17 protein-coding genes are annotated in these 25030 nt (G+C 66.8%); 10 read left to right on the top strand and 7 right to left on the bottom strand.

The genetic code is table 11. The features are described from left to right. The first annotated feature begins 72 nt into the window (after positions 1–72). From FQU96_RS09050 to FQU96_RS09035, 4 genes are all read left to right on the top strand, one after another. A complete protein-coding gene (locus FQU96_RS09050) occupies positions 73–2001 on the top strand; it encodes an AMP-binding protein (RefSeq protein ID WP_146540530.1) in 1929 nt (642 codons plus the stop codon). A 345-nt stretch (positions 2002–2346) separates the two neighbouring features. Then, positions 2347–5055, top strand: coding sequence for a PAS domain S-box protein (locus tag FQU96_RS09045; protein WP_178130397.1), 2709 nt, complete (start codon positions 2347–2349; stop codon positions 5053–5055). Positions 5056–5200: 145 nt separating this feature from the next. Then, on the top strand, positions 5201–6352 hold the full coding sequence (locus FQU96_RS09040; RefSeq protein ID WP_255467908.1) for a DSD1 family PLP-dependent enzyme: 1152 nt from the start codon (positions 5201–5203) through the stop codon (positions 6350–6352). Further along, the gene (locus FQU96_RS09035) at positions 6349–6762 is read left to right on the top strand and encodes a PaaI family thioesterase (protein ID WP_146540527.1); all 414 of its coding nucleotides are present in this window, start codon (positions 6349–6351) and stop codon (positions 6760–6762) included. The genes FQU96_RS09040 and FQU96_RS09035 overlap by 4 nt, the downstream gene beginning before the upstream one ends. Before the next feature lie 148 nt (positions 6763–6910). Here the strand turns inward: FQU96_RS09035 and FQU96_RS09030 are convergent, their stop codons facing one another. The 3 genes from FQU96_RS09030 to FQU96_RS09020 form a co-directional block, all read right to left on the bottom strand. Further along, positions 6911–8131 carry an MFS transporter gene (locus FQU96_RS09030; protein WP_146540526.1) on the bottom strand — a complete coding sequence of 407 codons (1221 nt, stop codon included), beginning with the start codon at positions 8129–8131 and terminating at the stop codon, positions 6911–6913. 18 nt (positions 8132–8149) lie between these two features. Then, positions 8150–9223 (bottom strand): tryptophan--tRNA ligase, encoded by a 1074-nt coding sequence (gene trpS, locus FQU96_RS09025; protein WP_146540525.1) that lies wholly within the window; start codon positions 9221–9223, stop codon positions 8150–8152. Positions 9224–9443: 220 nt separating this feature from the next. After that, a complete protein-coding gene (locus tag FQU96_RS09020; RefSeq protein ID WP_146540524.1) occupies positions 9444–11048 on the bottom strand; it encodes a GMC family oxidoreductase in 1605 nt (534 codons plus the stop codon). 179 nt (positions 11049–11227) lie between these two features. Between FQU96_RS09020 and FQU96_RS09015 the strand changes: the two genes are divergently transcribed. Both FQU96_RS09015 and FQU96_RS09010 read left to right on the top strand, forming a co-directional pair. Then, complete coding sequence (locus FQU96_RS09015; RefSeq protein ID WP_146540523.1) at positions 11228–12811, top strand: ABC transporter substrate-binding protein; 1584 nt, start codon at positions 11228–11230, stop codon at positions 12809–12811. Between the two features lie 136 nt (positions 12812–12947). Next, complete coding sequence (locus FQU96_RS09010; protein ID WP_146540522.1) at positions 12948–14552, top strand: AMP-binding protein; 1605 nt, start codon at positions 12948–12950, stop codon at positions 14550–14552. A gap of 54 nt (positions 14553–14606) precedes the next feature. On the opposite strand, the gene FQU96_RS09005 is transcribed toward FQU96_RS09010, so the two are convergent. Then, the gene (locus tag FQU96_RS09005; RefSeq protein WP_146540521.1) at positions 14607–16622 is read right to left on the bottom strand and encodes a protein meaA; all 2016 of its coding nucleotides are present in this window, start codon (positions 16620–16622) and stop codon (positions 14607–14609) included. Positions 16623–16816: 194 nt separating this feature from the next. Here FQU96_RS09005 and FQU96_RS09000 point away from each other — a divergent pair, with 194 nt between their 5' ends. Genes FQU96_RS09000 through FQU96_RS08990 form a run of 3 tightly spaced genes read left to right on the top strand, consistent with a single transcriptional unit; the run spans position 16817 to position 20136 of the window. After that, positions 16817–18304, top strand: a complete 1488-nt coding sequence (locus tag FQU96_RS09000) for a YjgN family protein (protein WP_146540520.1) — start codon at positions 16817–16819, stop codon at positions 18302–18304. 1 nt (position 18305) lies between these two features. Further along, positions 18306–19454, top strand: a complete 1149-nt coding sequence (locus tag FQU96_RS08995) for a M48 family metallopeptidase (RefSeq protein WP_146540519.1) — start codon at positions 18306–18308, stop codon at positions 19452–19454. Positions 19455–19482: 28 nt separating this feature from the next. Continuing rightward, on the top strand, positions 19483–20136 hold the full coding sequence (locus tag FQU96_RS08990; RefSeq protein WP_146540518.1) for a TetR/AcrR family transcriptional regulator: 654 nt from the start codon (positions 19483–19485) through the stop codon (positions 20134–20136). A gap of 3 nt (positions 20137–20139) precedes the next feature. On the opposite strand, the gene FQU96_RS08985 is transcribed toward FQU96_RS08990, so the two are convergent. The 3 genes from FQU96_RS08985 to FQU96_RS08975 are packed head-to-tail and all read right to left on the bottom strand — an operon-like array spanning position 20140 to position 23179. Next, positions 20140–21315, bottom strand: coding sequence for an SRPBCC family protein (locus tag FQU96_RS08985; protein WP_146540517.1), 1176 nt, complete (start codon positions 21313–21315; stop codon positions 20140–20142). Between the two features lie 18 nt (positions 21316–21333). Next, on the bottom strand, positions 21334–22509 hold the full coding sequence (locus FQU96_RS08980) for an MFS transporter (protein ID WP_146540516.1): 1176 nt from the start codon (positions 22507–22509) through the stop codon (positions 21334–21336). Next, a complete protein-coding gene (locus tag FQU96_RS08975; RefSeq protein ID WP_146540515.1) occupies positions 22502–23179 on the bottom strand; it encodes a hypothetical protein in 678 nt (225 codons plus the stop codon). Before FQU96_RS08975 ends, FQU96_RS08980 begins: the two co-directional genes overlap by 8 nt. A 551-nt stretch (positions 23180–23730) precedes the next feature. On the opposite strand from FQU96_RS08975, the gene ccrA reads away from it, so the two are divergent. Next, a complete protein-coding gene (gene ccrA / locus FQU96_RS08970; protein ID WP_146540514.1) occupies positions 23731–25020 on the top strand; it encodes a crotonyl-CoA carboxylase/reductase in 1290 nt (429 codons plus the stop codon). The last annotated feature ends 10 nt before the right edge of the window (positions 25021–25030 follow it).

Raw genomic sequence — 25030 nt, 5'->3', positions numbered from 1 at the left:
GGCCGATACACCTGACCGCGCGCCGCGCGCGTCGACCTCTCCCGCTTGCGGGAGAGGTAAAGAGCCCGCTAGATGCGGGCAACACCGAGAAACACCGCCAAGAGGAACGCCACCGTGGACAGCACCATCACCATAGAGTCGCCCGAGCGGGTGCCGTTCAAGCCGATCGATTTCCTGCCGCGCGATGTGGCGCTGGAGCGCCGGGCCGACGGCACCATGGTGCTGCGTTCGCGCCATACATTGCCGCCCTACGAGCGCCATATCCCGGCGCTGCTGGAAAAATGGGCGAAACAGGCTCCCGACCGCATCTGGCTGGCGCAGCGCCGTGGTCCGCAGCGCCAGTGGCTGACGCTGAGCTATGCCGCGGCCAAGGCCCAGGTCGATGCCATCACCCAGGCGCTGCTGGATCGCGGCTTCGGACCGGAGCGGCCGGTCATGATCCTGTCGGGCAATTCCATCGAGTTCGCGCTGCTGACGATGGCGGCCATGCAGGCGCGCGCACCGGTGGCGCCGGTATCGCCCGTCTACGCGCTGATGAGCGAGGACAACGCCAAGCTGAAATATGTCTACGATCTGATCCGTCCCGGCCTGGTGCTGGTGCAGAACGGACCGATGTTCGCCAAGGCGCTGCGCGCGCTCGATCTCGACGGCGTGACCCTGGTTCACGTCGAGGCGCCGCCGCCGGATCTGCCGTCGGTATCGTTCGCCGACCTGGTGGCGACGACGCCGACCGATGCCGTGGCGCGCTCGGTGGCGCTGATCGACGGCAAGACGGTGGGCAAGTACCTGTTCACGTCAGGGTCGACCGGCATGCCCAAGGCGGTGGTCAACACCCAGGAAATGATGTGCGCCAACGTCGCCATGGGCCAGATGTCGCGGCAGCGCCGGGACGGCGAACCGCCTGCCATCGTTCTCGACTGGTTGCCGTGGAACCACACCATGGGCGGCAACGCCACGTTGCACGGCAATCTGGCCGAGGGCGGCACGACCTACATCGACGACGGGCGGCCGTTACCGGGAATGTTCGACGAGACGCTGCGCAACCTGCGCGAGATCTCGCCGACCTACTTCGTCAACGTACCGGCGGGTTACGCCATGCTGGCCACGGCGCTGGAGAAGGACGAGGCGCTGGCGCAGCGCTTTTTCCGCAATCTCGGCCTGCTGGCCTACGGCGGCGCCACCTTGCCCGATGATCTCTATAGCCGCATGCAGGCGCTGGCGGTGCGCTACACCGGCTATCGGATTCCGTTCGTGACCGGCTGGGGCAGCACCGAGACGGCGCCGACCGCGACGACCGTGCACTGGGCGAGCGAGCGGGTCGGCCTGATCGGCCTGCCGTACGCCGGCGTTGAACTCAAGATGGTGCCGACCGGCGAGGAGGGTCGCTACGAGCTGCGCTTGCGCAGCGTGATCGTGACACCGGGCTACCACAAGCAGCCCGAGCTCACGGCCCAGATGTTCGACGAGGAGGGCTTCTACAAGATCGGCGACGCCGGCCGTTTCGTCGACCCGGCGGATCCGGCCCAGGGCCTGGTGTTCGACGGTCGCGTCGTCGAGGACTTCAAGCTGACCAGCGGCACCTTCGTCCTGGTCGGCACCCTGCGTGCCGCCGCCGTAGCCGCCGCCTCGCCGGTGCTGCAGGACGCGCTGGTGGCTGGTCAGGACCGGCCCTATGTCGGATTGCTCGGCTTTCCCAACATTTCCGCCTGTCGTCAGCTGGCGGGCGATACGGCCGGTACGCTCGGCCTGGCCGAACTGCTGGCCCACAAGGCCGTGGTCGAGCGTTTGCGCGACGGCCTGGCGGCGATGAACGCCCGTACCCGCGGGTCCTCGATGCGGGTGGCGCGCGTGCTGCTGATGGCCGAGCCGCCGTCGGTCGACGGCAACGAATTGACGGACAAGGGTTACATCAACCAGCGCGCCGCGCTCGCGCGTCGGGCCGCACTGGTCGAAAAGCTCTATGCCGAGCCATCCGCCGATGGCGTCGTGACAGTCGTATAAAATACGTCCCGTCTAATAGAGTCAGGGGCACGCCAAAGTTCCTGACCGGTTGTTTATGCCGGCCATCTGCTGATTTCTAACGAATTACTGCGTGTCTGACGATCAATGCACGATCGTCAGGCCCGATCCCTTTCACTTTGGACCGTTTCGCGGATGATTGTCGGATGTCCCAACGTAGGTTGGACGTCAGGCGTCACGAGACATGGTGTAAGAGTTGGGCATGCCGTTTGGTATGCCCAGGCGTTTGGTCTACGGCGTACAGGGCAGTTGCCCAAGGTTCAGCAGGTGAACACGCAAAGTCTTCATCGTCCGTTGGCCAAGTCATCGGGAGCATCGGCGGGCGCTGTGGGGCCTCACCAGACGGACGGCAATCTGCGCACGGCGCTGGAGCACGCCGCCATCGGGTTCGTCGTGCTCGACCGCGACGGGCGCATCAGGGAAGCCAACGTGGCCTTTCAGCGGCTGGTCGGCTACGGCGCCGACGAGCTGCGGGACTGTGACGAGATTGCCATTACGTACCCGCAGGATCGGGCGCCGGGGCCCGCCCTGCTGGAGCGTCTGTCGGCAACGGACGGTACCAGCGCCACCGTCGACAAGCGCTATCTGCGCAAGGACGGCACCGTCGCCTGGGTCCGCAACACGATTTCGGTCATTGGCCATGGCGAGGACCAGGCACGGGCCTTCCTCCTGGTCGTCAATGACATCACGCAGCAACGCGAAACCGAGCGGGCTTTGCAGAACGCCGAGGCGCGGTTCCGGGATTTCATCGAGGCGGCATGCAGCCTTTGGGTCGAGACCGATGCCGACCTGCGTATCGCTCAGGCCGCTCTGGCCTCCGACGCCAAATCCGTTCGCACGATGGACGAGATGGTGGGCCGCCCGGTGTGGCAAGCCGCCGGCGTGAGCGACCCCAACCTCGATCCCACGTGGCGCGATGTCCTGACCTTGATGCAGGCGCGCCAGCCGTTCCGTGACATCCGCTACACGCTGGTCGATCCGCAGGGACGCACGCATTACAGGCGCGCCAGCGGTGTGCCGGTATTCGACGATGAAGGGCGTTTCATCGGCTATCGCTGTGTTGCCAGCGACGAGACGGCCGAAATCGAGGCGCGCGCCCAGGCCAATGCCACCGAAGGCCTGCTGACGATGGCCATCGAGGGCATGTCGGACGGCTTTGCCGTGTTCGACGCCGAGGACCGCCTGGTCCTGATGAACCGCCGCTATCGCGAATCGCTGCCGCCGGATACCGACTGGGTACAGCCGGGCCAGACCTTCGAGGAGATCCTGCGCACGGGCGTCGCCAGCGGTCACTATGTCGAGGCGATCGGCAACGAGGAGAGTTTCGTCGCCGAGCGGCTGCGCGAGCATCGCGAGGGCCGTGGCGCGCGGTTGGTGCGCGCGATCGGCAACCGCTGGTGCCGAGCCCGTGATCATCGCATGCCGGACGGCAGCACCGTGATCATCCGCACCGACGTCACCGACCTGATCGAACGCGAGCTTGCCCTGCAGGATCGCGAGGAGCGGCTGCGGGCGATCGCAGGGAACCTGCCCGGCTTCATCTTCAGGCAGGTCGTGACCGTCGACGGCAGGTTCGGCAACGCCTACTTCAGCGACCGGTTGAAGGAGATGATCGGGGTTCCGGCCGAGGAGATCAGCAGCGGCCACGGTACCCTGCTCGATCACGTCCACGCCGACGACCGCGAGCGCCTGGTTCGTTCGCTGCTGGCGTCGAATGCACAGCCCGGTCCGGCATTGATCGAAGTGCGACTGATCACGCGTCCTGGCGGCGAGATCCGCTGGCTGCGCCTGCATACGACGGCCAAGAAACTGCCCGACGATGCCCTGCAGTGGGACGGCATCGGCATCGATGTCACCGACCGCAAGGCGGCCGAGGAGCGACTGCATCAGGCACAGAAGACGGAGGCGATCGGCCAGCTCACCGGCGGCGTGGCGCATGATTTCAACAACCTGCTGACCGTCATCATGGGGTGCGCCGAACTGCTGAACGAGGAGCTGGCCGAGGTCGACCTCGCCAACAAGGAGCTGGTCCGTAACATCCTCACGGCCAGCAACCGGGGCTCGGAACTGACCCATCAGCTGTTGGCCTTCGCGCGCAAGCAGCCGCTGCAGCCGCGCGCCGTCGATGTCAATCAGCTCATCGAGGAATTGCGGCCGCTGCTGGCAGGCCCGCTCGGCGAGGATATCGACCTGCGGATCGACCTGCGTGCCGATCCGCCCGTCGCCCATATCGACGCGCACCAGCTGCAGAACGCGATCATCAATCTCGCCGTCAATGCCCGCGATGCCATGCCCGGCGGCGGACGCCTGCGGATCGAGACCGGCAACGGCCGCATCGACAAGCGACAGGCGGCAGACATCGGTGACGTCAGGCCCGGACGCTACATCCTGATCCGGGTCGTCGATACCGGACGCGGCATGGCGGCGGAGACCGCCTCGCGTGCCATCGAGCCGTTCTTCACGACCAAGCCGGTCGGCAAGGGAACCGGCCTCGGCTTGAGCATGGTCTTCGGCTTCGTCAAGCAGTCTGGCGGCCACATGACCATCGACAGCGTGCCCGGCGAAGGCACGACGGTCCGGTTGCTGTTGCCGCAGGTCGGCGGCGGCGGTGTCATCGACAACGACAGCGCGATGCCCAGTGAGCAGCCGCGCGGTTCGGAGGTGATCCTGCTGGTCGAGGACGACTGGGCGGTGCGCGACACCGTCAGCACCTTGTTGCGCAATCTGGGATACCACGTCATCGAAGCCGCCAGTGGCCACGAGGCACTCCAGATCATCGCCGGCCCGCAGCCGATCGATCTGTTGTTCACCGACGTGGTGATGCCGGGCGGCATGGACGGCTTTCAACTTGCCGACGAAAGCCGCCGCCTGCGACCCGACCTGAAGGTATTGTGCGCGTCAGGCTACGCCGAGAGCGCGATCGAGCGCTACGGCCGCCCACCCGATATCGAGCTGCTGCAGAAGCCTTTCCGCAGCCGAGAACTGGCGCGACGGATCCGCCGCGCCCTGGGGCACCCGCCGGCGCAGGGTTATTGACCTGGGAACGCGGGCCACCGGCCCGCTCATGCCCGGGCACCACGCGCCGGTGCGGACGGCGCGTCCGCACTCCCAGGTGTTGGAGAGCCGGCATCATCAGCCTAGACTGCGGCATTCGTCCTGCAACCATCCTTGCGAGTCCGCCGTGCATCCCACCGATTCCCACCGCCTGCATGCCCACCTGATCGACCGCCAGGGGTCGCGTGGGCTGCTGAACACGCCGGCTCTGGTGCTTGACCTGGAGATGCTCGAGCGCAACATCGCCGCCATGGCATCGTTCGCGCGCGACAGCCGGATATCGCTGCGACCGCATTCCAAGACCCACAAGAGCCCGGAGATCGCGCGGCGCCAGATCGCCGCCGGCGCGCTGGGCAATTGCTGCGCCAAGCTCGGCGAGGCCGAGGCCATGGTCGATGCCGGCATCGGCGGGCTGCTGATCACATCGCCCGTCGTCTCGGCGCCGGGTATCGAGCGCCTGGTGGCGCTGGCGGCGCGCAGCCCCGACCTGATGGTGACGGCCGATCATCCCGACAACGTCGCCGCATTGGCGCGTGCTGCCGCCACTACCGGCGTGGTGTTGTCGGTCGTGGTCGATATCGACCCTGGCCTGCACCGCACCGGGGTCGCCTCGCCGGAAGCGACCGTGGCGTTGGCGCGACAGATCGCGGCGCAGCCGTCGCTGCGCTACGCCGGCGTGCAGTTCTATTGCGGTCGGCATCAGCATATCGAGTCCTATGCCCAACGCCGTGACGAAATCACCGAGCGCACGGCCTACCTCAAGGGCATCGTCGAGCAGCTCACGGCAGCCGGCCTGAAACCGGGAATCGTGACCGGCGGCGGCACCGGCACGCATGCCATCGACGCGGCGCTGGGTGTCTTCACCGAGCTGCAGGTCGGCTCCTACGTCTTCATGGACCATCAGTACAACGTCTGCGACCTGCGTGGTGACGGCGGCTTGCCGTTCGAACAGGCGCTGCAGATCGATGCGCGTGTGGTCAGCGCCAACACGCCGGGCATGGCAACCATCGACTCCGGCCTGAAGTCGATGGCGACCGAGGCCGGCGCGCCGCCGATCCTGGCCGGCGTGCCCGAGGGCACCAGCTTCCGCTTCGCCGGTGATGAGCACGCCCGCATCACCTTTCCCGACGGTGCGTCGGGGCCGGGCATTGACGCCGTCGTCACTTTGGTGCCGCCGCACTGTGATCCGACGGTGAACCTCTACGACGCCTACCACGTGGTGAAGGGCCATACCCTGGTCGACATCTGGCCCATTGCCGGCCGCGGCCGCAGCCGATGACGGAGGACGAGCTTCAGGGACTGATCGCGGCCATCCTGCCGGCGATCGACCAGCATGGCGTGGTTGTCGAGGAAGCGCAGGACCAGGATGTGCGGCTGCGCTTTCCGTTCCGGCCGGCGCTGCTGGGGCCGGGCGACATCTTCTCCGGTCCGGCACTGCTGGGTTTCGCCGATACCGCGATCTTCGCCGCGGTCCTGGCGGCCAGCAGCGGTCGCTCGCTCGGCATGGTGGCGACGATGACCACGACGTTCCTGCGCCCCATGCCGGCGACCGATGTGGTCGCCATCGCCCGCGTCATCCGCCGTGGCAAGCGCATGGCCCATGCCGAGGCCTGGTTGTTCGATCACACGCCGGTCGAAGCGGTGCTGCACGCCACGGCCAGCCTGGTGCTGACGCCGCGCGCGACCTAGTACTCGGAATCACGCGTCACTGATACAGCTGTCATCCCGAGCACAGCGAGGGATCTTCTGCAAGTGATGCACGGGTGCGCCTGCATCAAAAGATCCCTCGCTGCGCTCGGGATGACGCTCCCGAGTCACGCTCGATCGATAGCGGGTGCTAGCAGGGCGAGGCAACCTGGGTCGGCATGGTGCGCAGCCTCACCAATGGTGTCAGCAGCACGACACTGAACGAGGCAGCGAAGCCCACCGCGACAGTGAAAAGTGCCACCTCGTAGCCGAACGTGGCGCTCAGCCAGCCGCCCAACAGGGCGCCGATCGGACGCATGCCGTAAATCGCGACCTGGATCGTGGCATTGACGCGGCCCAGCAGTTCGGGCGGCGTGACGAGCTGGCGCACCGTGGTCTGGCAGATCAGCCACAGCATGGGACCGAAGCCGACCAGGAAGTACGCGATTGCCGGCAGGATCGTTCCGTGCGTCTGGACCGACAGCAGAAGCAGGATGCCGGCGATGGCCGACACGCCGGGGCCGAACAGCAGGGTCACGTTCGGTGGCAGGCGGGTCAGCAGCGCACCACCCGATAGTGCGCCCACGATCAGGCCGGCGCCGTAGGCCATCTGCACGGCGCCGGTCTGGCGCGGGTCAAGCGCGAGCACCTTCAGGGCGAACGGTACGAAGATGGCCCACAGCGCGAAGAACGCCATGTTCCAGAAGATGGCGCAGAGCGCGATGCCGCGCAGCAGGCGCTGGCGCAGGACGAACGCGGCGCCTTCACGGATGGCGGCGAGGATCGGTTGGCGCGTCGACGGCGGGATGGCGATGGCGCGCCGGTCGAGCCCTGCAAGCCAGACGACGGCGAACAGCGCAGCCACGATGGCGAGTGCGTAGCCCCAGGTCGGCGACAGGCGCGTCGCCAGTTCGCCGACGATGAAGGGGGCCGCCAGGGTCGCTGCGGCACGTCCAAGCTCCAGGCGTGCGTTGCCGGCCGGCAGCTGTTGCGGTGACACCAGGCGCGGGACCACGGCGGTCGCCGCCAGCACGAACGACACCGTACCGGCCGCGCCGATGAAGGCGGCACCAGCCAGCGGCCACAGCAGATCGGCGACGGCGGCGGTCAGGGCGACCACGGCGGCGGCCAGCGACAGCACGGGTGCGGCGAGCAGCACCACGGGTGCCGTCAGGCGATCGACGATGATCCCCGCCGGCATCGATGCCAGCAGCCACGCTGCACCCTGGATTGCGACCAGGATGCCGACGAGCCCCGGCCCGGCGTCGAGCAGCAGGACGGCGGTCAGCGGCAGCGCCGCCAGCGCCAGCTGGTCGGCGGCGTGAACGCCGACGGTGGCTGCCTGCAGGCGCAGGAAGGGAGACAGGGACATGGCGGGTATCCATCGCGGTCACGGGCGCGACGATGGATAGAGGGGCGATCCGTCGGCGGCACTCCGCGGGACGGCGTCGAATTCGAACGTGAACAGGCCCAGGCCGTGCCGGATCTCGTCCAGGGTCGCCTGCGTCGCCTGCCGGGCCCGCGACGTACCCTGGCGCAGCACGTCCAGCACGTAGCCAGGCTCACGGGCGAGTGCCGCGCGGCGCGCGCGGATCGGCTCGAGGAGAGCCTGCAGTATGTCCTCCAGCCGCCGCTTCACCGCCATGTCCGCCAAGCCGCCGCGGCGGTAGTGCGCCTTGAGCGCGTCGACGGCGGAGCGGTCGGCATCGAACGCGTCGAGGTAGGTGAAGACGACATTGCCCTCGACGGTCCCCGGATCGGAAACCCGCAGGTGGTTGGGATCGGTGTACATGCGACGCACCGACTCGCGGATCAGATCGGGTGAGGCCGACAGGGGGATCGCGTTGCCTTGCGATTTGCTCATCTTGGCGGTGCCGTCGATGCCCGGCAGTCGGCCGATCTCGGGAATCAAGGCGCAGGCCTCCGGCAGCACATCGCGACCGATCTGGCGGTTGATGCGGCGCGCGATCTCGTTCGTCTGCTCGATCAGGGGCAGCTGGTCCTCGCCGACCGGCACGACGGTGGCCTTGAAGGCCGTGATGTCCGCAGCCTGGGAGACGGGATAACAGAGAAAGCCGGCCGGGATGTCGCGGCCAAAGCCGCGGGCGTGGATCTCGTCCTTGATGGTCGGGTTGCGCTCCAGGCGCGCCACGGTGACGAAGTTCATGTAGAGCGTGGTGAGCTCGGCCAGCGCCGGCAGGCCGGATTGCACGCAGATGGTCGTCTTCGCCGGATCAATGCCGACAGCAAGATAGTCGAGCGCCACCTCCAGCACATTGCTGCGCACCTTGCCGGGGTCGTGGGCATTGTCGGTCAGGGCCTGGGTGTCGGCCAGCAGCAGGAACTGGCGATGCGACTCCTGCAGGGCAACCCGGTTCTTCAGCGAGCCGACGTAATGGCCCAGGTGCAGCGGACCGGTGGTCCGGTCGCCGGTCAGGATGACGGGTCGGGTATTGAAGGACATCGTGACGTCTCCAAGGAAAGGGAGCCGCCGCGAACGGAAGTACTGTCGGGGAAAACGACCTGTGCCTGCCTGATCACGGCGGCAACGGTCGCACACAAGGGCTGACGTGCCGCTCCTACGAGGAGCGCCACCAACGAAGCATTGTCAGGGCAACGACGTCAGCCATGGCAAAGGCAGATGCCACGGAACGCCACGCCGCGCAAGCGTGGCGCTGTCAGGGTCATCCTGCCGGGATCAGGTCCGACGCCTTTTCGGCGATCATGTTGGTAGCGGCGTAGGTGTTGCCCGACACCATGGTCGGCATCACCGAGGCGTCGGCCACGCGCAGGCCCTGCAATCCGATCACCTTCATCGACAGCGGGTCGACCACCGCCATGGGATCGGTGCCGATCTTGCACGTACCGACCGGGTGATAGGTCGTCGAGCCGGTGGCGCGCGCATGCGCCATCAGTTCGTCGTCGCTCTTGATCTGTGGCCCGGGGAAGTTCTCGTGGTCGACATAGTCGACCAGCGGCTTTGTCGCCAGCAGCTTGCGTAGGTACTTCATCGCCGCCAGCAGAGCGTCGCGGTCGATCTGGTCGGCGAGGTAGTTGGGCTGGATCTCCGGCTTGGCGGCGGCGTCGGCGCTCAGCGCCTTGACATGGCCGGTGCTCTCCGGGCGCAGCTGCGAGGCGCCCAAGGTCATGCCCGGCCGCGTGTCCAGCACCGCAGTGCCGTAGCGACCACCGGCATAGCTGGCGGGTGCGAAGTAGAGTTGCATATCTGGCGTCTCGAGCCCCGGCCGCGTCTTGACGTAGCCGCCGGCATGCGAGGGGCTCGCCGCCAGCAGGCCCTTGCGATTGATGGCGTAGCGGATGACCTCGCCGACCAGGCGCAGCCCGTGCGAGCGCTCGTTGAGCGATCCGGCACCTTTGACCAGGGCCGAGACGCGCACCGCGTAGTGGTCGCGGAAATTGCGGCCGACGCCGGGCAGGGCGTGCACGACATCGACGCCGAGATCGTTGAGCCATGCGGGATCGCCGACGCCGGACAGCTGCAGCAGATGCGGTGTGTTGATGCTGCCACCGCACAGGATCACGTCGCGGCTGGCGTTCAGTGTCTCCGCGCCGCCGTCGCGGCGGCGATAGCGGACACCGGTGGCGCGCTTGCCGTCGAACACGACGCGCTCGGCCAGTACCCACGGAATGACGCGCAGATTGGGCCGCGACAGGATCGGGCGCAGATAGGCATCGACCGGGCTCCAGCGCCGGCCGCCACGCATCATCTGCTGATAGAGGAACGTACCTTCCTGGTCACCGCAGTTGTAGTCCGCTGTGCGCTTCAGGCCGAGCGCCTCGTTGGCCGCGACATAGGCATCGCTCAACAGGTGTGGATCGCGCTGGTCTTCGATGTAGAGCAGACCGTCGCGACCGCGTACGGCATCCTCGCCGCCGACCCGACGCTCGGCGCGCTTGAAGTAGGGCAGCACGTCGGTCCACGACCAGCCGCGGCAGCCGAGCTGGGCCCAGGTGTCATAGTCGGCGGCCTGGCCGCGTACGTAGAGGTGGCCGTTGATCGAGCCAGAGCCGCCCAGCACCTTGCCGCGCGGGAACATGATCTTGCGGCCGTCGATGTGCGGACCGGGCGCTGTCTCATAGCCCCAGTTGAGCTTGGGGTCGTAGACCGTCTTGTTGAAACCCGCCGGCACCTTGATCCAGATGTGCCGATCCGGTCCGCCGGCCTCGAGTACCGCGACGCGGTGCTGGCCCGAGGCGCTCAGCCTGTTGGCCAGCACGCAGCCCGCCGCACCGGCACCCACGATGATGTAGTCGAACGTTTCGGGCATCGGCGAATCCTTCCTTCGTTGCAGCAAGGCTAGGGTGCGTGACAGGCAGTCTCAATCGAAGAATCGGCGTCCCTGCCGTGTGTGCGGAAGGAGGCGCGGCCGATTGCGGTGGCGCTTGACGCCGCCTAGGCTGGGGAAAATCCGTCGCGTGAGCAATCGACGGAACGAGGGAGGGAAACATGACCGCTGTACGTGTCGCCGTCGCTTTTCTCCTTGCCGCGGCGGCAGGCCTCGCGAGCCTGCCGATCCGCGCCCAGACGCTCATCAATATCCGGACCCAGGACGCGCCGCGATACGACCCGCACCACAACACCTCGAGCGGCATGGGCCACCCGATGTTCATGATGGGCGACACGCTGGTGGCGCTCGACTGGGACCTGAAGACCGTCAAGCCGCTGCTGGCGACGTCGTGGACGATGTCAGCCGACGGCCTGACCTATACGTTCAAGCTGCGCGACGATGTCACGTTCTGCAGTGGCAAGAAGCTCACGGCGGACGATGTGATCTACTCCTTCACCCGTCTGGCCGATCCTGCCGCGAAGTATCCGTTTCACTGGCGACTGGGCGAGATCGACGCCCTTACCGCGCCCGATCCCTACACAGTCATCTACAAGCTCAAGCGGCCGCACGCGGAATTGCTGGTCGACCTGACCAACTTTGCCGCGACCATCATCAACAAGGAGAATGTAGAGGCCCTGGGCGCGGATTTCGGCGTCAAGGGATTCGACGGCACGGGACCTTTGTGCTGGGAGGCGTGGGAACCACGCAAGGAGCTCGTGCTCAAGCGGCATGGCGCCTACAAATGGGGGCCCACCGGCGTCTACAAGAATCCCGGTCCGGTCAAATACGAGCGCATGATCTGGCGTATCGTGCCAGAGGAGACGACCCGCATGGCAGCGATGCTGGCGGGCCAGGCGGATTTCTGCCATTGGAATCCGCTGCAGGCGATCGATGCCTTCAGAAAGGCGCCGCATCTCGCGGTCTACGAGCCTGACGCCTATTTCGGGATGTACTACTTCGGCATGAAGTCCACGCGCGAATACATGCGCGATCGACGCGTGCGCGCCGCCCTCAGCCACGTGCTGGACCGCGACGAGATCAACAAGGCACTGTTCTTCGGCCAAGCCCAGCCCGCGCGCTCGCTGGTTCACGAGAAAGCGCAGGATTTCAATCCCGCCACCCTCGACGGGTTGACCCGGTTCGATCCGGCGGCGTCGCGCAAGCTGCTGGACGAGGCGGGCTGGGAACTGCGGTCCGACGGTTTCCGCTACAAGGACGGCAAGAAGCTGGAGCTGCTGCTCTACTCCTATACAGTGGGCGAGAACCCGAAGCTTTCCGAGGTGCTGCAGGGCGCCGCGCGCAAGATCGGCATCGACATCAAGGTCCAGATGTGGGATCCGACCGCCTTCTTCCAAAAGATCGCGCAGCAGGACTACGACATCTGGACCCTGTCGGTACCGTACACATCGGCGGGCGATCAGATGTACCTCTACTACCATTCGAACAACCGGCCGGCGCCCAACCGCACGATGTGGGCCGATCCCGTGACGGACAAGCTGCTTGACGCCGGCCGCACGGCGGTCAGCGACGCCGACAGGCGCGACAATTTCTACAAGGTTCAGCAGCTCGTGCACGACGAGGCCTTGATGCTGCCCACCGTGCATAGCCGGCTGTATCTCGTGGCCAAGAAGAGCATCAAGGGCGCCCGCGCGCATGGAAACTACGCCGCTGCCCTCTACAAGGGCCTCGACCTCCAGCCGTAGCGGTCCATGCGATGGGTCGCGTCGACTGTAACGCGCCCGGAGCGACGGTCTACGACGCTTCGTCCGATCTGCGGACCAGTAGCTGTGCCCGCCCTTGTCGCGTAAACACAGTGGAGAACGGCCAGGGAGGCAGGCGATGACACAGAACCGATCGACGAACCCCACCGATTGGGTGCTGCCGCAGATCCTGGCCGAGCAGGGGCGGCTGCGGCCAGCGGCACCCTGGATCACCGTGGTGGGCGGCGACAGCCTGACATTCGGCGAGGCCGCCGAGGATGTTCGCCGGGTGGCGAGTTACCTGGCCAGCCTGGGCATCAAGCCCGGCGACATGGTCGGGGTGATGATGCCCAACGGGATCGACCTCGTGCGCGCGTGGCTCGGGGTCGGCACGCTGGGCGCAGTTGCCGTGATGCTGAACACGGAACTGCGGGGCGCGTTCCTGCAACACCAGTTGCGCAATTGCGGTGCCGACCTGGTGATCGCCGATGCATCCTTCGTGGATGCGATCATGGAGGCGGCGCCGCACGTGGATACGCTCCAGCGGCTTCTGGTTCCTGGCAGTGCATCAGGCCCGACACCAGCCCGGCCGCAGCTTCTGAGCTGGGAGGGCTGGCGAACGGCACCACCGTACGACGGACCACTGCCGCGCGGCCAGGACATCGCCTGCGTGATGTACACGTCGGGCACCAGCGGCCCGTCCAAGGGCGTGCTGATGCCGCATGCCCATTGCGCGCTCTATGGCATGGGCCAGATCCGGGCGACGCAGCTGACCCACGACGATCGCTTCTACATCACGCTGCCGCTGTTCCACGCCAACGGTCTGCTGATGCAACTGGGGGCCACGCTCCAGCTCGGCATCCCGGCTGTCGTCCGTCAGCGCTTCAGTGCCTCGGAATGGCTGAACGACATTCGCCGGCACCGCTGCACCGTCACCAACGCGCTGGGTGCACTGGCCGCTTTCGTGCTGGCGCAGCCGCGGCGCGACGATGACGCGCAGCACGGATTGCGGGCGCTCTGCAACGCCCCCAATCTGCCGGAGCACGAAGCCGCCTTTCGCGAACGTTTCGGGATCCGTGATGTGTTCTCCGGCTTCGGCATGACCGAGGTGAACATCCCGGTCTGGGGACGGGTCGGGGAGTCGCGGCCTGGCGCTGCAGGCTGGGTCGATCGCGCGCACTTCGAGGTGATTGTGGCGGATACGGAAACCGATCAGCCGATGCCGCCGGGCCAGCTCGGCGAGATCCTGGTGCGGCCGAAAATCCCGTTCTGCTTCATGGTCGGCTATCACAACATGCCGGACCGCACGGTCGAGGCATGGCGGAACCTGTGGTTTCACACCGGCGATGCCGCCACGATGGATGCCGACGGACTGGTGACGTTCGTCGATCGGATCAAGGACACCATCCGGCGCCGCGGTGAAAACATAGCGGCCACCGAAGTCGAATCGGCGATCAGCCAACTGGCGGGCGCGGAAGAGGTCGCTGCCTTTGCCGTGCCGTCAAGCATACCTGGTGGCGAGGACGAGCTGATGCTGGCGATCGTCCCGGCCGCCGGTGCGACGCTGACAGCCGAAGCCGTGATCCGGCACGCGGACAAGGTGCTGCCGCGCTATGCCGCGCCGCGGTATGTCGCGTTCGTGTCCGAACTGCCGAAGACGGCGACCGGCAAGGTACAGCGTGCCGTCCTGCGCAAGAAGGGATCGCAGGAGGCGTGGGACCGCGAGGCGCCGTCCCGCAAGTAACCGGCGGCCGAATGACTCGTCGTCCTGAGCGCAGCGACGGTGGCGGTCGGAAGACTACGCCGCTTCCTTCCACGCGTCGTCGACCACCGTCACAACGTCGCTCATGATCGCGGTGATGTCGAAGTCCTTGGGTGTGTAGACACGTGCCACGCCCGCCTTGAGCAGGATCTCGGCGTCCTCAGGCGGGATGATGCCGCCGACCACGACGGGCACGTCGGTCATGCCGGCGCTGCGCATGCCGGCCATCACTTCCGTCACCAGCGGCACGTGGCTGCCCGACAGGATCGACAGGCCCACGACGTGCACGCCCTCTTCGAGTGCGGCATTGACGATGCGGGCCGGTGTCAGGCGGATGCCTTCGTAGACGACTTCCATGCCGCAGTCGCGGGCGCGCACGGCGATCTGCTCGGCGCCGTTGCTGTGGCCGTCGAGCCCGGGCTTGCCGACCAGCATCTTGAGCCGCCGCCCGAGCTTGCGCGACACGCGCTCGACCTCGCGCCGTACCGGCTCCAGCCGATCGCTGCCGACGCCGGCGGCGCGACCGACACCCGTGGGCGCGCGGTACTCGCCGAAGATCTCGCGCAGGGCCTGGCCCCATTCGCCTGTTGTCACGCCGGCATGGGCACAGGCGATCGACGGTTCCATGATGTTGCGGCCTTCCTTGGCCGCGGTGCACAGGTCCGCCAGCGCCGCGTCGACCGTCGCCGCATCGCGTTTGGCGCGCCACGCCTGCAGCTGTTCGATCTGTTCGCGCTCGACGTCGGCATCGACGGTCTGGATCGCCGCTTCGCCGGCCGAGAGGGGGCTGGGCTCGCCCTCGGTGAAGGCGTTGACGCCGATCACCGTCTGCGCGCCGCTTTCGATCGCCGCGATGCGCTTGAGGTTCGACTCGACCAGGCGCTGCTTCATGTAGCCGGCCTCGACGGCGGCGATGGCGCCACCCATGTCATCGATGCGGGCCAGTTCGGCTGTGGTCTCGGCCTTCAGCTCGGCGACCTTGCGCTCGATCTCTTTGCTGCCGTCGAAGATGTCACCGAACTCCAACAGGTCGGTCTCGTGCGCCACGATCTGCTGCAGGCGCAGCGACCATTGCTGGTCCCACGGCCGCGGCAGGCCCAGTGCCTCGTTCCATGCCGGCAACTGCACCGAGCGGGCGCGGGCATTCTTCGACAACACCACCGCCAGCATCTCCAGCAGGATGCGGTAGACGTTGTTCTCCGGTTGCTGTTCGGTGAGACCCAGCGAGTTCACCTGCACGCCGTAGCGGAACAGCCGCATCTTGGGATCGGCGACGCCGTAGCGGTCACGCGTCAGTTCATCCCACAGCTCGCAGAACGCGCGCATCTTGCAGAGCTCGGTGACGAAGCGCACACCGGCATTGCAGAAGAAGCTGATGCGACCCACCACCTGCGGGAACTCCTCGGGCGCCAGCTGGCCGCGCGCCTTCACCGTATCGAGCACGGCAATGGCGTCGGCCAGTGCGTAGGCCAGCTCCTGCATCGGCGTCGCGCCGGCTTCCTGCAGGTGGTAGCTGCAGACGTTCATCGGGTTCCACTTGGGCACCTCGCGCACCGTGAACGCGATGGTGTCGGCGGTCAGTCGCAGCGACGGCTCGGGCGGGAAGACGTAGGTGCCGCGCGACAGGTACTCCTTGATGATGTCGTTCTGCGTCGTGCCCTGCAGCGCCTTGCGCGCGACGCCTTGCGTCTCGGCCACGGCGACATACAGCGCCAGCAACCAGGCCGCCGGCGCGTTGATCGTCATCGACGTGTTCATCCGGTCGAGCGGAATGCCGTCGAGCAGGGCCAGCATGTCGCCCAGGTGCGAGACCGGCACGCCGACCTTGCCCACTTCCCCCTTGGCCAAGGCATGATCGCTGTCGTAGCCGGTCTGGGTCGGCAGATCGAAAGCGATCGACAGGCCGGTCTGGCCGCGCGCCAGGTTCTTGCGATAGAGCGCGTTCGACACCTTGGCGGTCGAGTGCCCGGAGTAGGTGCGGATCATCCACGGCCGGTCCTTCGCAGGTGCGGCAGCGGTGGCGGGCACAGGGGAGCGGGTGTCGGCGGGCATTGCGGATTCCATCGGCTCGATAACGCGCGTAGGCCTGATCATCACCTATGGGAATTCGTGCTGCGATGCAATATATTCGACGTATTGTTGCTATATGAGCCCTGATTTTCGTAATTTCACGTCGCCACAGAATGGGCAGTTGCGCCTGCCAGCCGGCCCAGTCATATGAGTAGACAATCATTTGGGCCTGCAGAGTGAACGACGAATCCCCATCCGGCGTTGACAAGCGCCCCGACGCCCCCGTCGCGAACGACACTCCCGCGCCCCAGTGGCTGACGCCGTCGCCCGAGGCGCAGCCGGCAGCGGCGAGCGATACCCCCCCGATCCCGCGCGATGGCGGCTTTGCGCACAGCCAGGGCTTTGCCCGGAACTACGTCCCGCCGCCCAGCCATGCGCCGCCGCCGGGTTATCCGCCGCCCACCGGCGCACCCGCGACGCCGGGGGCCGCGACCGTAGGATATGTTCACCCCGGCTACGCGATGCCGCCAGGCTACGCCGGGGCACCGCCCGGCTATCCGCCCTACGGCACGCCTGTCGCCTACGCGCCGCCGATCCACGTCAATCCACCGACGCGACTGACCTACGACGGCAAGCTCGGCGAACTCTATCTCGTCTATCTGCGCAGCCTGCTGCTGACATTGCTGACCCTGGGAGTCTACCGGTTCTGGGGCCGCACGCGCGTGCGTCGTTACCTGTGGTCGCACTTCAAGGCGTTCGACGATCGCTTCGAGTATCGCGGCCGCGGCATCGAGCTGTTCCTCGGCTTCCTGACCGGTCTCGGCTTTCTGATGGTGATCGGCGGCCTCGTGCTGGGTGCGTTGTGGCTGTTCGCGCGCGAAACCCTGCTGCAGGAGGTCGACGCCACAGACGTCGCGACCTGGCTGCTGCTGTTGGCCGGCTACCCGCTGCTGGCCGTCGGCCGCTATGCCGGCTTGCGCTACAAGCTCACGCGCACACGCTGGCGCGGCATCCGCTCTGGGCTGGAAGGGTCGGCGTGGAAATTCGGCGGCATCTCGGTTGGGCTGGGCCTGGTGAACGGGCTCAGCGGCCAGCTCATGACACCGGTGCTCGACGTCGCGCTGGCCAAGTACCGCTTGCAGAACCTGACCTTCGGCACCGTGCGCTTCGGCTTCGCCGGCCAGGCAGGCGACATCTACGGCCGCTTCATCGGCTTCTACTTCCTCAATATCCTGGCCTGGCTCGTGCTGGTCGGCATCGTGGTTGCCATCGTGGGTGGACTGTCCGGCGTGATCGACCGCCTCGGCGGCTGGGAAACGCTGATGGACAAGATCACGCATCCGACGCCGCTGGTGATCCTGATCATGGTCCTGGTGGCGTTGGCGTTCTACTCGCTGATCGGGTTGGTGATCCTGCCGCTGCGTTGTTGGTACCAGGCTTACCTGTTGCGTTACCTGGTATCGCGCACCTGGTTCGGGCGCATGCAGTTCGTGAGCGGCGTGACCACGGGCCAGATGTGGGGCTTCCTCGTGCTGAACTGGATCATCCTGGTGTTCACCCTCGGCTTCGGCTGGCCGTGGGTTCTGCATCGGACGGCCAGGCTGATCGCCGACCAGCTCTGGATCTACGGCGAAATAGACGCCGCGGCCGTTGCCCAGGCCCTGGGACAAGGGCCGGCCGTCGGCGAAGGCCTGCTCGACCTGTTCGACACCGGAATCGTGTGACATGACCCAGTCCGCCATCGCACTTTCCATGCACGCCCGCTTCTACGACGGCGTGCATCCGGTCGCGCATCCCGTCACGATCAAGGCAACGCCGGCTGAACTGGTGGCTGCGACCGCCGCCGGGCAGGTCGTCGTGCGCTGGCCGACGGCCGAGATCGAGGTGGCGTCGGACGCCGAGCACGAACCGCATGCGCTGCTGGTGTGCGCGCGCCAGCCCGGTACCCGGCTGGCGATCGAGGACGATGCGCTGCGTCAATCGCTGGCCGAGCTGGGCGGAAACCTCAAGCAAGCCGCCAACCGGCGGCCTCGCATCGCGCCGGCGCTGGGCGGTGTCGCCGGCGCGCTGGCGCTGACGGTGGGCCTGATGGCGTTTGCCGCCGAGAAGCTGCCCAACGTCGTGGCTCCCTTCGTGCCCCATGCCTGGCAGCGCTCACTGGGCGATTCGGTCGTGAGCGCGATGACCGATGACATGCGCAAGTGCACCAGCGCCGAAGGCCAGGAGGCTTTGCAAAAGCTGATCGATCGCCTGCAGCAGGTATCGACGTACGGGCGGCGCATCGACGTGACCGTGGTGCAGAACCCGATCGTGAACGCATTCGCCGTACCGGGCGGCCGGCTGATCGTGTTTTCCGGCCTGATCGACAAGGCGAGCGGACCCGAGGAAGTCGCGGGCGTCATCGCCCATGAGGTCGGGCACGTCGTGCACTTCCACTCCATGAAGGGTCTGCTGCGGGCCTACGGCTTCGACATGATGCTGAAGCTGGTGACCGGCGGCTACTCGTCCGATGTCGCGACCCTGGGCGGCGCCGGCGGCGTGTTGCTGGCGCTGCGCCACAGCCGGGATGCCGAGCGCGAAGCCGACGCCACGGCGCTGGAGCTGATGGACCGGCTGGGTATGCGCGCCGATGGCCTGTCGACATTCTTCGGCAAGCTGCTCGACATGCAGAACAAGCCGACGCCGGGCGACAAGGGCAAGCCCAAGGGCGATACCGCGACCAAGGCGCCGCGCGATGCGGCCGAGGAAGCCGGCATTTTGTCGACCCATCCGCCGACGCGCGAGCGGCTGGAAGCCACCAAGCGGCCAACGACCGGCGCGCCGGCCATGAGCGCCAGCGAATGGCAGGCGCTGCGGGCGGTTTGCCGTCGCTGATGCTGGCCGCGCTGTTGCAGAGGCATCGTTGACCGCGCCGAGCCGTCGCCGCCTGCGCCAAGAAGACCCGGCCAGTACGCGCGAGTTGATCCTGGCCGAGGCGATGCGCCTGATCGCGCGCGGCGGCGTTGAAGAGCTGCGCATCAAGGACGTTGCGGATGCCGTCGGCATCCAGCCGCCGTCGGTCTACAAGCACTTCGCCAGCCGCGATGCGATCATCGGCACACTTGCCCGGCAGATGGTCGAGGACATCGCGCGCTTTCTGCTGCCCGACGTCGACCTGGAACCGGTGCCTGCCGTGGAGCAATGGGCGCGGGGCGTCGTCTGGTTCTTCGCGACTCGTCCAGCCTACGCCTACATGCTGCTGCGCGATCTGGCGACACCGGGCGGCTATGAAGCGATCGTTGCCGCGCTCGGCCCGGCCCAGGAAACCTACAAGGTGGCACCGATCAAGGCCGTGCACGACAAGCTTGAGCGCATTCTGCAGAAAGGTGTCGCGCTGGGTCTCTTTCGCGCCATGGACACCGGCGTCTTCACCGCCATGATCTATGGCGCGGTGCTGTCGGCGCTGGTCTGGCCCTATACCCCACAGCCGCCGGTGCGCACCGCGGCGCAGCTCGATGCCCTGCAGGCCGACATGGCGGCGACGGCATTGCGGCTGCTGGAGCCGGCCCGCAGCTGACTATCAATCATCGAGCACCTGCCGCGCCAGGTAGCGGCCGAATTCGGCGACCGTCAGCTCCAGGTGCGACAGCGGTCCGGCGACGGCGTCGCGCATGTGCAAGCCGCGTTGGACGCCGGAACAGGAAGCCCGGTCCTCGCGGATGATCTCTTCCAGGCGGACGCGGTCCTCTTTCAGGCGCTCATCGATGTCGGGCAATTGCAGGTAAGTCGCCGGACTGATGCGTCCCACCCGCACGTGCGTGCGCTCGGCCCCCAGAGGATTGAACGTGAACCACACGGTATGGGCGCCGGCAAAGACGATCGCCAATGTCGGATAGATGCCGACGATCAGGAAGCCCGCCATTTCATCGGCGCCCAGGTCGGGATTGAGAGTCGAGGTGCCGGGCCGGTCGAGCGGCACGTCCGAGAAACGGAAGTCCTTGGCGGTCGGCACGACATGCAGGTTGTAGCCGGGTCCACCGGGCTCGCACACGGTGCCGAGCCCGGGGAAGAACGGCTCGAGCGTCTCCTTGTGGACGCCGATGTGATGATAGGTCTCGGTGCCGTTCTCGAACGGCACCTTCCAGTTGGTGTCCCAGGTATCCTCCACGATGAAGGCGGTCTTCATCTCGGCGAGGCCATAGCGGGCGGCCCGGCGTGAAATGTCGGCGAGCCGTGGCGCCAGCGGCGGCGCGTTGGGATCGAGGTTGACGAACACGAAACCTTCCCAGGTCTCGCAGCGATAGGCGGGCAAGGTGCAGTCCTTGCGGACGAAGGCCGGGTTCTTGAGCATCGCCGGTGCGCCGCGCAGCGTGCCGTCCAGATCGTAGACCCAGTTGTGATACGGGCAGACGAAAAGCTTGGCGCTGCCGCCGCCGGTTTCACCCAGCAGCGCGGCGCGATGGCGGCAGACCCGGCTGAGCGCCTTGATCGAGCCGTCGCGCTGCCGCACCGTCATGATCGATGCCAAGCCCGGAATATCCAACGTCAGGTAGTCGCCCGGCGCTGCCATGTCGGCGCTGCGCCCCAGGCACAGCCATTCGCGGGCAAACAGCCGCTCGCATTCCAGGGTGTAGAAGTCAGAGTCGGTGTAGCACGCTGGCGGCAGCGCCACGGCCTCTGAGGTCGGGCGCGCAACGACGGCGCGCAGCTGTTCCAGCACAGGCGCGAGGCGTGCTGTCGTGGGGGTGTGTGACATGAACCACTCCAGGCAGGATCAGGGCAGGGCAGGTGCGGACCGCGCGATGGGCCGATGGATCTGGCGATGGGCGTCGACGATCGCCGCGACCGCCACGGCCGAGGTCGCCGTGGCCAGCAGCGCCACCGCCTCGACGGAGCCATAGGCCAGGAACAGCCCGCCGACCGTGGGCGCGGCGGCGCTGGTCAACAACTGGCCGCCCCGGGCCGCGCTCAGCAAGCCACCGCTGGGATCGATGCGCAGCGCAATCGCCGTGATGAACGGCCCGACATACAGATAGGCGAAAGACAGGACCGAAAGCGACGCCACGTAGGCGAACGGCGTCGTGGCGAGTGCGAAGGCCGCGACGGACAAGCCGAACACGGCCGCCCCGATGCCGGCCATCAGGAAGTCGCGACCGAACCGCGCGGTTGCCACGGCGGCCACGCCGCCACCGATGCACAGCAAGGCGGTCAGGCTGATGGTGCGCGCGACATCGGCCGATGACAGGCCGGTCGCCAGCCCAAGACGCTCGGCGAAACTCCAGACCATGCCGGCGCCGAACAGTACCGTGCAGGCGGCGACCAGAACCGGCAGCGCCGCGCGCCAGCGCAGGCCAGCGGCACCGGCGCTCCGCGCGGGCGCATCGAGCGTGATCGCCCTGTGCGGCAGCGCGCTGGCGATGACACCGCAGGCCAGGCCGATTGCCGCCAGGCCGAGATAGCCGCCGGCATAGCCATGGCGCGCCACGATGGCCTCGATCAACAGTGCCTGGCCGCCGCCGACCAGGGCCACGACGGTGGCGACGTAGCCACCGACCTTGGCGGGTGAACGGGCGTGCGCCATGGCGCGCGCGCTGGCGCTGACGGCAAGGCCTTCGCCCAGTCCGGCGACGGCACGGGCCGCGAACAGCACGATGAGGTCGGCGCTGATCGCCATCAGGTTGCCGGCGATGAACAGGCCGCAGGCCGCCCAGCCAAGCGGCCGTGACCGCAACGCAAGGGAAGGTCTTGCCAGGGCGATGGCAAGAACGGCGCAGCACAACAGCTCGACGCTGTTCACGGCACCCGCCTGCACGGTGGAGAGGCCGCGCTGATCGATGTTGGCGCCGGTGAGGAACGGCAGGGCGTTCACCATGGCCATGGCGATGAAGTTCACGCCGAAGACGCCGGTGGCGAGCGTGATTTGAGAACTCGAGGCTGACTGCTCAGGCATGACCCGCTCCTTCCGCCGGGGACGGGAGATCGAGCCACCGCACGTGCCACGATGTGTCGGACCACGGCGGCGGCTGCGGGAAGGAAAGGACAGAGGATGCCGTGACGTCGCCGAAGGGTGGTGTGGCCGGCGCCTCGCCGTCGAGGCAGCGGGTGCAGCGCCAGTGTCCGTCGTCGTTGACGAAATGCGCCGCGATGAAACGTCCATCCGTGGCGCGGTCGTCGACGATCAGCAGCGCCTGGCCGTCGACCTCGACGTAGCGACGGCGGCCGACCCTCGATGAGCGCTGTCCGGGCAATGCCTCCAGGACCAACCGTCGCGCCGGCGGGCGGCCAGCGCGCGCCCAGTACTCGGTGTAACGGACGGTCCGTCCTTCCCATGCGACCGTGCCGTCCTCGATCAACCGGTCGCCGGCGAACCGAAGGCGCCCGCTGTCCGTGCGGGGTGGGATGGCAAGATCGACGTCGCGGTGAAAGGTCACGACCGGCGCCGCCCAGGTCGTTCGGCCCGAAAAAGCGGTGGCGACAGCCGACCCGCCGGCCAGGGGCGTGCGCAGATCGGCGAAGAAAGGACCGGCCTGCAGCCAGACCACGCAACTGTCCTCGGCGGGCGGCGCATCATCGAGCGCCAATCCGCAGCGCTGCCACGCCCCCGAAAAAGCGGTGCTCACCGTTTCATCCACAGCGGACAAACACGATGCAACCAACCCAACCTCCCTGGATGCACAAAACGTTTGGCTAATTGAATTAGCCAATAGCACACGCGATTCACGTCCGATGTCAACAGATGATTGTGGACCACTGACAAATTGCGGATTGGCCGGGGGCAAACGGCGAGAGAGGACGGCTATTTGAAATAGCTTAATGCTGGAGGCTGTTCCCGTGGCGTTTGGGCTCGATTGTTCGCCGTTGATACTGGCGAGCCACGCCAGCGCCGGACGCTAGTGCGTTGGAATTAGGCACCTTGGGAATGGTCGGTCAGCTGATCCGGGGTCTCGCTCACGTGCGGCACTGCACTATTTACCCCTCTGAAACCGCGCTATTTCCGCCGTGTGGCAATTTTCTATCCTTTTTGAGGGTGCGATCTAATAGAAATTGACATTGTGCGATGCACCATTACGCTGCGCCCGCTAACTTCCCGTGATCGGGAAACCGTTCAGCTCAAGAAACATTGTGTCAGGGGATGGCGTTCATCGTGAACGTTGTTCGCAAGGGGCCGCAAATGACCGCAGCGCTGGCTGTTGTTTCCTCGCATCCGACGGCTGGACAGCCGAAGAAGGATCTGTACGAGGTCGGCGAGATTCCGCCGCTCGGCCACGTGCCGAAGAATATGTACGCCTGGGCGATCCGGCGTGACCGCCACGGACCACCCGAGGATGCGATGCAGCTCGAGGTCGTCCCGACGCATGCCATCGGCGACGACGAGGTGCTGGTCCTCGTGATGGCCGCCGGCGTGAACTACAACGGCATCTGGGCCGGCCTGGGCGTGCCGGTATCGCCGTTCGATATCCATAAGGCGCCGTTCCATGTCGCCGGCTCCGATGCCGCCGGCATCGTCTGGGCCGTCGGTTCCAAGGTGAAGCGCTGGAAGGTGGGCGACGAAGTCGTCGTGCACTGCAACCAGGACGATGGCGACGACGAGGAGTGCAACGGCGGCGATCCGATGTTCTCGCCCTCGCAGCGCATCTGGGGCTACGAGACACCGGACGGCTCCTTCGCCCAGTTCTGCCGCGTACAGGCGCGCCAGCTGATGAAACGGCCGCAGCATCTGACCTGGGAAGAGAGCGCCTGCTACACGCTGACGCTCGCCACGGCGTACCGCATGCTGTTCGGCCATCGCCCGCACATCCTGCGGCCGGGCCAGAACGTGCTGGTGTGGGGCGCCGCCGGGGGCCTCGGCTCGATGGCGATCCAGCTGATCGCTGTCTCGGGCGCCAATGCCATCGGCGTCATCAGCGACGAGAGCAAGCGCGAGTTCGTGATGAGCCTGGGCGCCAAGGGCGCCATCGTGCGCAACAACTTCGATTGCTGGGGCCAGCTGCCCGATGTCGACGACACCAAGGGCTACGCCGAGTACATGAAGAAGGTGCGCAAGTTCGGCGCCGCCATCTGGGAAGTCACCGGCAAGGGCAATGACGTCGACTTCGTCTTCGAGCACCCGGGCGAGCAGACCTTTCCGGTCTCCTGCTTCATCGTGAAGCGCGGCGGCATGGTCGTGTTCTGCGCCGGCACCACCGGCTACAATCTGACCTTCGACGCGCGCTTCGTGTGGATGCGTCAGAAGCGCATCCAGGGCAGCCACTTCGCCAACCTGCTGCAGGCAGCCCAGGCCAACCAGCTGGTGATCGAGCGGCGGCTGGATCCCTGCATGTCCGAGGTGCTCGCCTGGGAGGACATCCCGCGCGCCCACACCAAGATGTGGAAGAACCAGCACAAGCCCGGAAACATGGCCGTTCTGGTGTCGGCCAAGCGGCCAGGCCTGCGGACGCTCGAGGACGCGCTGGAAGACTGAAGTCAGCTTC

Source organism: Reyranella sp. CPCC 100927 (assembly GCF_007859315.1).
Taxonomy (GTDB): Bacteria; Pseudomonadota; Alphaproteobacteria; order Reyranellales; family Reyranellaceae; genus Vineibacter.
The sequence above is the reverse complement of the archived record's forward strand: the minus strand, read 5'-3'. Positions and strand labels throughout refer to the sequence as shown.